Genomic DNA, 13,575 nt, shown 5'->3' with positions numbered 1-13,575 from the left:
TTGCACTTAAAAATGAGGAGGGATTTATGAAACTAAAATTATCTTTTTGTGCATTAATGGCATTTGGTTTTTCTAACTATCTTTTTGCTTCAGCTATTGATCCAAAGTTATTTTCAAGAATATCTTGATTTTGCCAGTAATAAAGGCAAATTTCAAGTAGGTCAAATTGGCTTTTAAATTTTAGCAAAAAATCCTAGTCAAAATATCTCTTTTAATGTGCCTATGATTGATTTTTCTACTTCAAATCGTGGAGGAAAATTCCAAGGAGAATTTACCAATATAGGACAATCTTATATAGTCAGCGCTTCTCATATGAGTACAAGTTTAAATACTGGGAAGTAAATAAAGGCTATGTGAAACAAGGTAGTGTTTTACACTTTGGAGGGGTAGCAAATAGAATCGTAAGCTCAAGTGATAATTTTACTTATAAAAAAGAAAATGTGGATTTTGCTGTTTTAAAAATGAGTAAGATTAGTCTCAATAAAAGTGCAAATTTGAGTAAAGATTTAAATCTTATTGAAAAAAATTCTGGCGATGGTGGAGATATTTATGAATACAAGGATCCATTTTGGGATAGTTGTCAAAGTGGAAAATGTGATTATTCAAAAGGTAAAGGCAAGCTTTTTGATAGTTCGCGTTATGAGTACTTTGCAAGAGAGGGAAGTGGTATTGTAGCTTTAGGTTTTGAAGATACAAATAAAGTACCCATTAAGATTTTTGATTCTAATGAAATCAATTTAGGAGGTTTTGTCAGTTTAACTCCTAAAAATACTGAAGATAAGCGTTTTAAGTTGCAATTTCTTAATTATACCAATGATAAAAGAAATTCTTTTACAAGTTCTTTAATATCCTGGGATTCTGGAAGTGGAGTGTTTATGATAAGATGGATAAAAATGGTATTTAGTGGGTGTGGTAAGTACGAGTAATTGTAATGTCCATTTTACTATGGATATACTTGTTTACAGGTTGATTATGCTTTGATCAATCAAGTAAAGATCAATGAATTTTAAAATGCTCATAAAGTAGCCATAGGATCTGGAACTTATACACTTAGTAGCGATGGTTTGGTGAAAGATGGTAAAAAAATAGAAAATGTAAGTTTGATTTCTAAGACTAATGTGGGTTATGTAAGCTATAAAAATTCTTTTGATGATAAAAATAATTGTGATAAGAGAATTGAAGAAATGCAAAATAGCAAGGATTTGTATTTTTCTCAAAATGGAAGTATAAATTTAAATAGCGATGTGGATTTAGGCGCTAGTGTTTTAAATTTGATAAAAATTCAAATTGGCAAATAACAGGCGATAAATGGCTTATACATGGCGGAATTTATGCTGATAAGGGTTCAAGGTAGAATATAATGTTAAAACCAAAAAAGATGATTTTCTTTATAAAATGGGTGAAGGAGAGCTTGTTGTCAAAAGTCAAAGTGTGGATACAGGACTTAGAATGGGTGAGGACCAAGGTAAGTCTTGAGGGTGAAGGTTGAAGTTTTGGCGAAATTTATATGAATGGTGGAACTTTGGATCTATCGGGCTTAACATTAAAATTTGATCAAATTAAAGCTAACTCTAATAATGTTTTTATCACAAGCTCTAAAGCAGGGGCAAATTTAAATTTAGAAAACAAGCAAAATTATCTTTATCATGGCAATATTTTTCAGATGAGGCCATAACAATTAGTGCTAATACAGATAAAGCTTTGATTTTTGATGGTAATATTTACAATAAAGAAGGTGTTTTTAGGACAGAAAATGCCAAGTTAAATTTTCAAGGACATGCTAGAATACACGCTTATGTAAGCAAAGAACAAGCTAAAAAACTTCAAGAACATGGTTTAAGTGCTTTAACTAAGCCTGTAAGTTTTACACAAGAAGATTGGGAAGATAGGGTTTTTGTTTTAAAAGAGCTTAATTTAGAAAAAAAGCGAGTTTTATTTAGGGCGTAATGTAAGCTTAAAAGTAGAAAACCTTAATGCTAAAAATTCCAAAATAGAGCTTGGAAGTAAAAATTTGTGGATCGATGAAAAAGATGGGGAAAATATTATTGATAAGACTGATGATTATTCTTATGGAGATGTTGTATAAACAGGAGTTGGCAAAGAAATGGCTTTTGAGCAAAAGCTTTAAAATACCCAAAATGCTAAGATAGAAAAGGTTTATTTTAGTGTAAATTTAAATCTTGATCATTCTGATGTTACTTTGCAAAACACATTTTTTAGTGGTAATATCAAAGGTATCAATGATACGCAAAAAAAATCTTGCGATTAAAGATTCTTTGCTTGAGTCTCATATATAAATGAGCAATCTTCAAGTAGAAAAAAGTGCTATTTATAGGAAAGTTGATGCAAAAAAATTAAGTGCAAATAATACAATATTTAAAATCAATGCGGATTTTGAAAATTCTAAAGCAGATTATATTAATTCTAAGGAAAGCACACAAGGAGTAAATAATACTTTAGTATTAATTTTTCTTAATAATCCTAGTAAAAAGCGGGTTTAAATATCTTACTAGCTCATTTAAAAGATGAAAATAAACATTTAACAAAGGAATTTTTTACTATGCCAAATGTGAGCAAGGTTTTAGTACGTATACCCCAAATGTTGTTTTTTCTCATAATGAAGAAAATTTTGCCCAGAGTGGAATTTAGAAAAAATTGATTCTAAGATTAAAGATGAATATTTTTTTACTAATGATAATACTCAAGCTATTGTAAAAACTAAATCTATACTTGCTCAAGCTATTTTAGGCTCCATGATAGGAGTGGGATAATATGCATAAAAGAATGGGGGAATTACGCAATAATCCTTATGAAAGTGGTGTATGGTTAAGAACTTTTGGATGGGGTACGAGTGATGAGTATAATAGTGGAAAATACTTTGAAATTCAAAGCGGACATGATAAATTAAACGAGTATTCGAATTTCGAGCTTTACAGTGGAGTAAGGTTTTTATAGTGATTTTGTTTTAGATATATTTATTATCAAAATGAAATAAATGCAAATTTTATTCCAGGAAATCAAGGTAGATTAGATGATAATGATGGTTCGCATAATATTATCTTAAGTGCTGAGTTAGGTTATAGAAAAGCTTATGATAAATTTTATCTTGAGCCGAGTTTGGAATTTATCAGTGGTTATGTAGGAGCTATGGATCTAAAAGGAGATATTGCTAGTTTAAAACGATTTTCTTATATTCCTTTAGTCGTAAAAACAGCATTTTTTATAGGAAGTCAAAATTAAAATTTAAATTTTAGAACAGGACTTGGTTTGTATGCGGATCCGATTAAAGCAGGAGATCAAATCTTGGAGGATCAAGCAAGTCAGAGAAGATATGAAGGAAAAAAGATCAAAGAATGTTTATAAATTTAGGAAATGATTATAAGCTTAACGATAAAACACGCTTTAGTTTTGAATTTGAAAAGACATTTTTTGGCGATTTAAATGTAGATTGGAGTGCAAATGCTAATTTTAAGATATAGTTTTTAAATAAAAAATAATTTAAAAATTGTATTTTTATTTTAAGCTTTTTTGTTTATAATGCTTACTTTTACATTTAAAGGATAAAGATGAAAATAAAAGTTGGGATTTTAGGAGCGAGTGGTTATGCGGGAAATGAACTTGTTCGCATTTTGCTTAATCATCCCAAGGTTGAAATTTCTTATTTAGGTTCGAGTTCTAGCACGGGACAAAATTATCAAGATCTTTATCCGAATACCCCTTTAAATTTATGTTTTGAAAATAAAAATTTAGATGAACTTGAGCTTGATCTTTTGTTTTTGGCTACTCCGCATGAATTTAGTGCTAAGCTTTTAAATAAGAATTTGTTAAAAAAGATGAAAATCATTGATTTAAGTGCGGATTTTCGTCTTAAAAATCCTAAAGATTACGAGCTTTGGTATAAATTCACTCATCCTAATCAAGAGCTTTTGCAAAATGCAGTTTATGGACTTTGCGAGCTTTATAAAGAAGAGATAAAAAAAGCAAGTTTGGTGGCAAATCCAGGTTGCTATACCACCTGTTCTATCTTAAGTCTTTATCCGCTTTTTAAAGAAAAGATTATTGATTTTAACTCAGTTATTATTGATGCAAAAAGTGGAGTAAGTGGAGCAGGAAGAAGTGCAAAGGTGGAAAATCTTTTTTGTGAAGTTAATGAAAATATCAAAGCTTATAATTTAGCTTCGCACCGCCATACTCCTGAAATTGAAGAGCATTTAAGCTATGCGGCCAAAGAGAAAATCACTCTACAATTTACCCCTCATCTTGTGCCTATGCAAAGAGGAATTTTAATCAGTGCTTATGCAAATTTAAAAGAGGACTTGCAAGAACAAGATATACGCGATATTTATACAAAATACTATCAAAACAATAAATTCATAAGGCTTTTACCGCCGCAGTCGCTTCCGCAGACTCGGTGGGTTAAATCAAGCAATTTTGCGGATATAAATTTTAGTATAGATCAACGTACAAAGCGTGTTATTGTGCTTGGTGCTATTGATAATTTAATCAAAGGTGCAGCAGGACAAGCTGTTCAAAATATGAATTTAATGTTTGATTTTGATGAAGATGAAGGACTTAAATTCTTTGCAAATTTGTAAAGGATAAAAATGTTAATACGAGCTATGCAAAAAAGCGATTATGAAGCCGTTTATAAGCTTTGGTGTGAGATAAAAGGCTTTGGGATAAGAAGCATTGATGATAGCAAAGAAAATATAGAAAATTTTTTAGATAGAAACCCAAATCTTAGCGTTGTAGCAGTGATTGATGAAGAAATTGTAGGAAGCATACTTTGCGGGCATGATGGACGCACAGGGGGATTTTATCATGTATGTGTGCATAAAGATCATAGAAAAAAGGGTATAGCACACGAGATGACTAAATTTTGTCTTGAGGCCTTAAAAGCTCAAAAGATTAATAAAATCGCCTTAATCGCTTTTAAAAACAATGATTTAGGCAATGAGTTTTGGAAACATTATGGTTTTACTTTAAGAGAGGATGCGAATTATTACGATCTTTCTTTAAATGAGTATAATCAAACCAGCTTTAATGCTTAAGGAATGATCATGCAAAAATATTTAGAAAAAGCTAATGTCTTAATCGAAGCTTTGCCTTATATACGCAAATTTAATTCCAAGATTATACTTATAAAATATGGTGGATCAGCTATGGAAAATGAGGAGCTAAAGCATTGTGTGATGCAAGATATAGCTCTTTTAAAACTTGTGGGTTTAAATCCTATCATTGTACATGGTGGAGGAAAAGATATTTCTGCTATGTGTGAAAGATTGGGCGTAAAGAGTGAGTTTAAAAACGGTCTTAGGGTTAGTGATAAAGCCACTACTGAAGTAGCCAGTATGGTTTTAAATCATATCAATAAAAATTTAGTCCATAGTTTGCAAAATTTAGGAGTTAAAGCCATAGGGCTTTGTGGTAAAGATGGCGCGCTTTTAGAATGTGTGAAAAAAGATGAAAATTTAGCTTTTGTTGGCACGATACAAAAGGTAAATTCGAAAATTTTAGAAGAGCTTTTGGAAAAAGATTTTTTACCTATCATTGCTCCTATTGGCATGGATGAGAATTTTAATACTTATAATATCAACGCTGATGACGCAGCTTGTGCGATCGCTAAGGCTTTAAGGGTTGAAAAACTTGCTTTTTTAACTGATACTGCAGGGCTTTATGAGGATTTTAATGATAAAAATTCTTTAATTTCTAAAATCAGCCTTGAACAGGCTAAAATTTTAGCTCCTAAAATAGAAGGTGGTATGCATGTAAAATTAAAATCTTGCATTGATGCTTGTGAAAATGGAGTCAAAAAGGTACATATTTTAGATGGGCGTGTGAAACATTCTTTGTTGCTTGAGTTTTTTACCGATGAAGGTATAGGCACTTTGGTGGGTTAAAGGATGAAAATGGATTATAAAGAACAAAGTCATATTATCCCTACCTATAAGCGTTTTGATATAGTTTTAGAAAAAGGGCAGGGGGTTTATCTTTTTGACGATAAGGCTAAAAAATATCTTGATTTTTCAAGTGGCATAGGTGTTTGTGCTTTAGGATATAATCATGCTAAATTTAATGCCAAAATCAAAGCGCAAGTGGATAAGCTTTTGCATACTAGCAATTTATATTATAATGAAAATATAGCTGCTGCAGCTAAAAATTTAGCCAAAGCTAGTGCTTTAGAGCGTGTTTTTTTTACAAATTCTGGTACAGAAAGTATAGAAGGAGCGATGAAAACAGCTAGAAAATACGCCTTTAACAAAGGCATTAAGAGTGGACAATTTATCGCTTTTAAGCATTCTTTTCATGGGCGTACTTTAGGGGCTTTATCGCTTACTGCTAATGAAAAATATCAAAAGCCTTTTAAGCCTTTAATTTCAGGGGTTAAATTTGCAAAATATAATGATATTTCAAGCGTTGAAAAACTGGTAAATGAAAAAACTTGTGCCATTATCTTAGAAAGCGTGCAAGGAGAAGGTGGGATAAATCCTGCAAATAAAGATTTTTACAAAGCCTTAAGAAAGCTTTGCGATGAAAAAGATATATTATTAATCGCTGATGAAATTCAATGTGGTATGGGTAGAAGTGGAAAATTTTTTGCCTATGAGCACGCACAAATTTTGCCTGATATCATGACTTCAGCGAAGGCCTTGGGTTGTGGGCTTAGTGTGGGTGCTTTTGTAATAAATCAAAAGGTAGCAAGCAATTCTTTAGAAGCGGGCGATCATGGTAGCACTTATGGGGGAAATCCTTTGGTTTGTGCAGGAGTGAATACAGTTTTTGAAATTTTTAAAGAAGAAAAAATTTTAGAAAATGTCAATAAACTCACGCCTTATTTAGAGCAAAGTTTAGATGAGTTGATCAAAGAATTTGATTTTTGTAAAAAACGCAAAGGTTTAGGGTTTATGCAAGGGCTGAGTCTTGATAAAAGTGTAAAAGTATTCAAGGTCATTCAAAAATGCCAAGAAAATGCACTTTTACTGATAAGTTGTGGAGAGAATGATTTGAGATTTTTACCTCCTTTAATTTTGCAAAAAGAACATATTGATGAAATGAGCGAAAAGTTAAGAAAGGCTCTAAAGAGTTTTTAATAAATTTTGTAAAAAAGTTTATTCTTTTCCATCTACTATAGGCACAAATAAACATTCTTCTAAAATTTCTTTTTGTAAATTTGTGCCATTTTTTCTAAGGCGTGTGATGAATTGTTTGCCATTGTGTAAAATAGGAGCGACTAAAATCCCGTCATCGCTTAATTGATCGAGTAAAATTTCAGGAATTTGTGTCGCATAAGCAGAAAATAAAATCCTATCATAAGGAGCATAATTTTTCCAGCCATTTTGCCCATCATCAAATTTTACATTGATATTAAAAAGTTCTAATTCTCTGAAAGTTTGAGCGGCTTTTTTGGCTAAATTTTCTATGCGTTCTATGGTAAAAACACGCCTTATGACTTTGCTTAAAATCGCAGCTTGATAGCCACTTCCACAACCTATCTCTAAAATACTATCAGCATTTTTAAAATCTAAGGCCATAGTCATTTTAGCTACAGTTAAAGGTGAACTAATCCATTGAGAATTTGCCAAAGGCAAAGCATCAAGGCGATAAGCATGGGCTTTTAAAGGAGAAAAAATTTCACGCGGAATTTGACAAAAAGCATTAAAAAGTTCTTCATTGATAAAAACTTTTTGTGCAATTTCTTCAGCCATATTTTGACATCTTTTTTGTTCAAATGCGTTCATTACTTCTCCTATAAATTTAAATAAAAATTGTAACTAAAAAAGTTGAAATAGAGTTAAACTTAGCTATACTTAAATAAAAAGGAAAAAAATGCTTATAAAATTTAAAAATCATAGTCCCAAACTAGGTCAAAATGTTTTTGTTGCAGAGGGCGCTAAAATCATAGGAGAAATAGAAATAGGAGATGAAAGTGGTATTTGGTTTAATTGTGTTTTAAGAGCCGATGTTAATTTTATAAAAATTGGCAAAAGAACCAATATTCAAGATCTTAGCACGGTGCATGTTTGGCATAGGGAATTTGATGAAAAAGGAAAGTTAAAAGACGCTGGTTTTCCTACGATAATAGGAGATGATGTAACCATAGGACATAATTGCGTTATCCATGCTTGTGTGATAAAAAATCGTGTTTTAATCGGAATGAATGCTGTTATCATGGACAATGCTTTGATAGAAGAAGATAGCATAGTGGGTGCTGGAAGCGTTGTAACAAAGGGTAAAAAATTTCCGCCACGCTCTTTGATACTTGGAAATCCTGCAAAATTTGTGCGTGAATTAAACGATGAAGAAATAAGCTTTCTAAAACAATCCGCTTTAAATTATGTGGATTTTAAAAACGAGTTTTTAAAAGATCTTCAGTGATATTTTGAAGTTTAGGTGAGAGTTTTACTTCAAATTTCACAAAACGATCAAGATCTAAAAAACTCTCATCGAGTTTTGAAATTTGCTCTTTTGTATAATCTTGAATAGTATTTAAAGATGACTTTTTAAGAAGTCTTTTTTCTTTGTAGACTAATTCTAAAAGTTCTTTGCGTTCTAAATTTTCATCTTGATTTGGGTTTTCGTCAAAAACATAAAGCTCATCAAAAAGGATTTTTTGCGTGTTTTTATCATAAACCCTAAAAAGCTTTTTAAAATGAGGTAGGGTTGATTTTTCGTTATTTTCGCTGATTTTGATTTTAGGTTTTATGCCTTGATCTTCTAAGGCTGCGAGTTTATAAACGCAACTAAAAATAGGGTCACTTGAAGCAGTGATCAATCTTTCACCTACACCAAAGATATCAATAGGTGCATTTTGTTCTTTGAGTTTTTTAATACTCCATTCATCAAGGGCGTTAGAAACTATGATTTTACATTTTTGAAGTCCTGCTTGATCAAGTTTTTGTCTGATTTTCAAACTCAACTTAAGTAAATTTCCAGAATCTATTCTCACACCGCCTTCTTGGATACCAAATTCTTTAAAAACTTTAATCGCATTTTTAAGTCCGCTATTTAGACAATCATAAGTATCAATCAAAAAAACAGGATTTTTTGGATAAATTTTCACATAAGCTTTAAAAGCTTCAAGTTCATTTTCAAACATTTGCACCCAAGAATGTGCCATAGTTCCATTGATAGGGATATTATAAATTTTTCCTGCTAAAGTACAAGCACTTCCTATGCAACCTCCTATAAAAGCTGCTCTTGCTCCTTTTAAGGCTGCTTCACTTCCTTGTGCTCTGCGTGAACCAAATTCTAAAATTTTACTGTCTTTAGCTGCACGCACGATACGATTGGTTTTGGTAGCAATAAGGCTTTGGTGGTTTAAACTTAAAAGTAAAAAAGTTTCTAAAAGCTGTGCTTCTATGGTTGTAGCTTTAATACATAGCAAAGGTTCGTTTGGAAAAATCACTTCTCCTTCACGCATAGCATAAATTTCACCCTTAAATTTAAAGTTAGCTAAAAAATCTAAAAATTCTGTATCAAAAATACCTTGTTTTCTTAAAAATTCTATATCTTCTGCATCAAAACTCAAATTTTCAACAAAGTCTAAAATATCTTCAAGACCTGCAAAAATAGCAAAAGATCCTGAATCTGGAATTTTTCTAAAAAATATATCAAAATAACAAATTTGATCTTTTTTATTGTTTTTGAAATAGCCTTGAGACATTGTAAATTCATAAAAATCACAAAGCAAGGCTAAAGAAGTTTTAGAAGTCATCAAAGCTTATACTACCCTTAGAATAATTCGTTACTTTACTTTCAAAGAAATTGCTCTTTTGATCGTTAAATTTTGAAAAATCATCTACCCATTTAATAGGATGTTTTGCATTGTATAACTTATCTAAATTGATCGCGCTTAATCTTTGATCTACAAGATAATGGATATATTCTTCTATGATATCATCAGTAAAGCCCATGATTTGATTTTGAGTGATGTATTTACCCCATTTGATCTCAAGATCTCCAGCTTTTTTAAACATATCATAAATTTTATTGATATTTTCATCATGGAACAAATCAGGTCTTTCTTTGCGTACTGAATTGATCATATTTTGAAATAATAAAAGATGTGTGATTTCATCTCTTTGGATAAAGCGGATCATTTGTGCTGAACCTAGCATTTTTCCTGCACGTGCAAGTGCGTAAATGGCAGTAAAACCACTATAAAAATATACTCCTTCTAAAATTTGATTTGCCACCATAGCCAAAAGAAGTTTATTATCATCTACATCGCCTGCTAATTCTTCATAAATGCTTGAAATAAAGTCATTTTTTTCACGCAAAGTTTCATCATGCTTTTCCATTTCATAAATCAAATCTGTATTATCGCAAATCGCTTCTACCATAACAGCGTAAGATTTTGAATGGTTTGCCTCTTCATAAGCTTGGCGTGCTAAAACTGCATTGATTTCAGGAGCTGTGATGTAAGGGTTGATATTGTCTGCTAAATTATTGGTTTGAAAACTATCCATAGAAATAAGCTGACTCCAAACCAAATCATACATTCTTTTTTCACCTGCAGTTAAATTACAGCGATAATCAAGTGCATCTTTAGTTGTATCCACTTCTTTTGGAAACCAAGTATTTGCCTCCATTAAATCCCAAAGTTTTAAAGCCCAAGTATATTTTGCCTTAGTAAAATTTAAAATTCCATGTGGGTTACCATCAAAAACTTTACGATCTCCTAAGGTTTCGTTTGAACTTGGATTGTAAATTCTTTTTCTTTGCATTTTTAACCTTTCTTTATGCTTTAGTAGCTATACAACTTTGAGTTAAAATATCGTGTAAATTTAAACGATCTTTTCTTACAAAACTGACAAATAAACCAAAGAGTAAGCCAAAACTTATAATAAATATCACATATCTTAGTAAAATTCTAAGAAAACTTAGTTTCTTTCCCGTTTTTATATCAATAAGATATAAATCATATGCTTTAAGACCTGGGCTTTGTGCCTTTTTTGTTAAAAAAATAGCTTGAATCAAACCAAATAAAAAAGTACATAAAGTTGTGATAAAATGGTTGTTTAAAAAAGATTCTTTAGAGCCTAATAGAAAATAAAATAAATACAAAATAGGAACATAAATAAGAAAAATATCTATAAGCAAAGCTCTAAATCTTAGCCATCTAGAGCTAATTTTTGCTTTAGTTTTCATTTAATTTCCACGGCTTCCTGGTTTTATAGCTTTACTCCCTTTTTTACAAAGTGGACAATTTGTTTCATCATAAATTTCAAATTCAAAATTTCCTAGAGTAAAGAGTGGTAAATTTTCAGGTAATTTCGCATTATCTTTTCTTGGAGATTTTAAATTTTCTACTGCACAAAAACCACGATTTGCCAATGCTGCAAAACCTACAACAATGCCACCTAAACTTTCAATGATTTTTGCACTCTCTAAAGCACTACCACCTGTAGTAATGATATCTTCACAAATTATAAATTTTTCACCCTTTTTCACCTCAAAACCACGTCTTAAAGTCATTTCTTTATTTACTCTTTCAGTGAAGATAAAACGTTTACTACAAGCTCTCGCAAGCTCATAACCTGCTAAAATTCCACCTAAAGCAGGAGAACAAATGCTATCAAATTCTATCTTATAGCTTGCAATAATCTTTGCAAGTTCGTCACAAAGTTTTGCTGCTAATTTTGGATTCTCTAAAACTTTTGCACTTTGAAGATAAAATTGCGAATGTTTACCTGAACTTAGTAAAAAATGGTCTTCTAAATAAGCACCACAATCTTTATAAATTTGCCCTAAATTCATCGTTAAACCTTTAAAAGTTCACTTTCTTTACTTTTTACACTCTCATCAATTTTTATTGTGTAGGCGTCGGTAAGTTTTTGCACTTCATCATAAGCTTTTTTTGCTTCATCTTCGCTTATTGCCTTATCTTTTTCTAGTTTTTTAACTGCATCGTTGGCATCTTTGCGTATATTTCTTATAGAAACTTTTGCCTTTTCACCCATAGCTTTAGCTTGCTTTACGTTTTCTTCTCTTTGCTCTCTAGTCATCGGAGGGAAAAATAATTTTACACTTTCGCCGTCATTGTTTGGATTTACACCGATATTTGCAGCTGCAATAGCACTTTCTATGGTTTTTAGTAAAGGTTTTTCCCAAGGAGTGATGCTAATAGTTGAAGCATCGCTTGCTAAAACAGTTGCTACTTGATTTAAAGGAGTTTGAGTTCCGTAATAATCCACTGTAATATGATCTAAAATATGGGTATTAACTTTTCCAGTTCTTAAAGTGGTGAAGTCTTTTTTTAAGGCTTCTAAAGATTTTTCACTTTGGGTTTTTTGTTTGTTAAAAATTTCACTTAGCATTATCATTTCCTTTAATTATTTACTTGAATTAACATCGCTTGGAAGTTGTGCTGCACTTGGAGCGATAGAATTTGTGTTTGGGGTAGCAGGCACAATAGGAGCGCTTGGAATAGTAGTGTTGTTGTTTTCTACTTTAATTTTCTCTGCTAGTGAGTCCTTGCTAGCTTTATTGTATAAATAACCAAGACCAATAGTATTTGCAATAAGTAAAATTCCCATGACAAAGGTAAATTTTGCCAAAAATCCAGCCGGTCCTTTGGCACCAAATAAACTTTCATTGCTTCCACTATAAGCTCCAAGTCCTATACTTGAACTTTTTTGAAGTAAAACTGCTATACAAATAACTACAACGATGATAAATTGTAAAATGATTAAAAGAGTGATCATTGAAAATTCCTAAAAGTTAATTTTTAAATGATTATTTTAACTAAATAAAACTTGAAAAGTTTTGAAACTTGAAAAGTTTTTGTGAGAAAAATCCCACAAAAACTTATCTGCTATTGAAGCTTCTTAAGATATTAAGTAAAGATACGAAAAGATTAACAAAATCAAGATAAAGTGCTACTGCACCTTCGATTGGAGTTTCATAATTTCCGCGGATAATATTTTGCGTATCATAAAGAATGTAAAATGAAAATAATATTGCAGCTACTGCTGAAATAGCTAGATTAACTATACTGCTTTGGAAGAAAAGGTTTAGTAAAGATGCTGCTACAATAACGATTAATACTATAAATAAAGCTTTGCCTATAACAGTAAAATCTTTTTTTGTATTCATAGCAAATACGCTAAGTCCTGCAAAAGCAACTGTTGTTAAAGCAAAAGCTTGAGCGATGATAATTCCTCCAGCTGGTAGAGCTAAAACTGAAATAAGCAAAGGTGTAAGTGTTAAACCTGAGCAGAAAGTAAAACCAAAAAGTAAAACAAGATTTAATGGAGCTTCTCTTTTTTTCCATTGCAAAGCAAATAAAAGTCCGATTTCAACAGCAAAAAGGATCCAAAAAGTTACTTGTGATTGTATAAAAAATGATGCTAAAGCAAAAATTCCTACATACGCACCTACTGTTGCAGCTAATAATGAAGCAGCAAAAAGTTGATAAGTTTGTTTAATAAAAATACTTAATTCGCTTGAGCGTGTATTTTCAAATTCTTTTGATCTTGAGTAGTCTCTATCATAAAGACTCATAAAATTCTCCTTGCAAAATTGTTAGATTTTTTAAAATCTTGAGCGAAATCTAACATATTAGACTAAATA

General features: G+C 31.2%; 13 protein-coding genes and 1 pseudogene. 6 read left to right on the top strand and 8 right to left on the bottom strand.

Annotated features, from left to right (window positions below):
- Positions 1-26 precede the first annotated feature (26 nt).
- From FBF15_RS09405 to FBF15_RS01685, 5 genes and pseudogenes are all read left to right on the top strand, one after another.
- Positions 27-3,479: pseudogene (locus FBF15_RS09405) on the top strand (S6 family peptidase).
- A gap of 87 nt (positions 3,480-3,566) precedes the next feature.
- The gene (gene argC, locus FBF15_RS01700) at positions 3,567-4,595 is read left to right on the top strand and encodes an N-acetyl-gamma-glutamyl-phosphate reductase (protein WP_002872933.1); all 1,029 of its coding nucleotides are present in this window, start codon (positions 3,567-3,569) and stop codon (positions 4,593-4,595) included.
- 9 nt (positions 4,596-4,604) lie between these two features.
- Complete coding sequence (locus tag FBF15_RS01695) at positions 4,605-5,051, top strand: N-acetyltransferase (protein ID WP_002860626.1); 447 nt, start codon at positions 4,605-4,607, stop codon at positions 5,049-5,051.
- A 3-nt stretch (positions 5,052-5,054) separates the two neighbouring features.
- Positions 5,055-5,900, top strand: coding sequence for an acetylglutamate kinase (gene argB / locus FBF15_RS01690; RefSeq protein ID WP_074485626.1), 846 nt, complete (start codon positions 5,055-5,057; stop codon positions 5,898-5,900).
- 3 nt (positions 5,901-5,903) lie between these two features.
- Positions 5,904-7,091 carry an aspartate aminotransferase family protein gene (locus FBF15_RS01685; RefSeq protein ID WP_074485628.1) on the top strand — a complete coding sequence of 396 codons (1,188 nt, stop codon included), beginning with the start codon at positions 5,904-5,906 and terminating at the stop codon, positions 7,089-7,091.
- An 18-nt stretch (positions 7,092-7,109) separates the two neighbouring features.
- Here the strand turns inward: FBF15_RS01685 and FBF15_RS01680 are convergent, their stop codons facing one another.
- Complete coding sequence (locus FBF15_RS01680) at positions 7,110-7,739, bottom strand: protein-L-isoaspartate(D-aspartate) O-methyltransferase (protein ID WP_002851780.1); 630 nt, start codon at positions 7,737-7,739, stop codon at positions 7,110-7,112.
- Positions 7,740-7,827: 88 nt separating this feature from the next.
- On the opposite strand from FBF15_RS01680, the gene FBF15_RS01675 reads away from it, so the two are divergent.
- Positions 7,828-8,376 carry a gamma carbonic anhydrase family protein gene (locus FBF15_RS01675; protein ID WP_002872936.1) on the top strand — a complete coding sequence of 183 codons (549 nt, stop codon included), beginning with the start codon at positions 7,828-7,830 and terminating at the stop codon, positions 8,374-8,376.
- Here FBF15_RS01675 and FBF15_RS01670 read toward each other — a convergent pair.
- From FBF15_RS01670 to FBF15_RS01640, 7 genes are all read right to left on the bottom strand, one after another.
- Entirely contained in the window at positions 8,345-9,718 is a 1,374-nt protein-coding gene (locus tag FBF15_RS01670; protein WP_165434538.1) for a nicotinate phosphoribosyltransferase, read from the bottom strand. The two genes, FBF15_RS01675 and FBF15_RS01670, sit on opposite strands and share 32 nt — an antisense overlap.
- Positions 9,705-10,727 (bottom strand): ribonucleotide-diphosphate reductase subunit beta, encoded by a 1,023-nt coding sequence (locus FBF15_RS01665; protein WP_002851758.1) that lies wholly within the window; start codon positions 10,725-10,727, stop codon positions 9,705-9,707. Before FBF15_RS01665 ends, FBF15_RS01670 begins: the two co-directional genes overlap by 14 nt.
- A 13-nt stretch (positions 10,728-10,740) precedes the next feature.
- Positions 10,741-11,151, bottom strand: coding sequence for an RDD family protein (locus FBF15_RS01660; RefSeq protein WP_002872938.1), 411 nt, complete (start codon positions 11,149-11,151; stop codon positions 10,741-10,743).
- On the bottom strand, positions 11,152-11,760 hold the full coding sequence (gene pyrE / locus FBF15_RS01655) for an orotate phosphoribosyltransferase (RefSeq protein ID WP_002857434.1): 609 nt from the start codon (positions 11,758-11,760) through the stop codon (positions 11,152-11,154).
- Positions 11,761-11,762: 2 nt separating this feature from the next.
- On the bottom strand, positions 11,763-12,326 hold the full coding sequence (gene frr / locus FBF15_RS01650; RefSeq protein WP_079254734.1) for a ribosome recycling factor: 564 nt from the start codon (positions 12,324-12,326) through the stop codon (positions 11,763-11,765).
- Positions 12,327-12,335: 9 nt separating this feature from the next.
- On the bottom strand, positions 12,336-12,707 hold the full coding sequence (secG, locus tag FBF15_RS01645; RefSeq protein ID WP_002882283.1) for a preprotein translocase subunit SecG: 372 nt from the start codon (positions 12,705-12,707) through the stop codon (positions 12,336-12,338).
- A gap of 103 nt (positions 12,708-12,810) precedes the next feature.
- A complete protein-coding gene (locus tag FBF15_RS01640; RefSeq protein WP_002882284.1) occupies positions 12,811-13,506 on the bottom strand; it encodes a Bax inhibitor-1/YccA family protein in 696 nt (231 codons plus the stop codon).
- Positions 13,507-13,575 lie beyond the last annotated feature (69 nt).

The organism is Campylobacter sp. CFSAN093233, from assembly GCF_011068165.1.
Taxonomy (GTDB): domain Bacteria; phylum Campylobacterota; class Campylobacteria; order Campylobacterales; family Campylobacteraceae; genus Campylobacter_D; species Campylobacter_D jejuni.
Note: the sequence above shows the minus strand (reverse complement) of the source record. Positions and strands in the feature narration are given on the sequence as shown.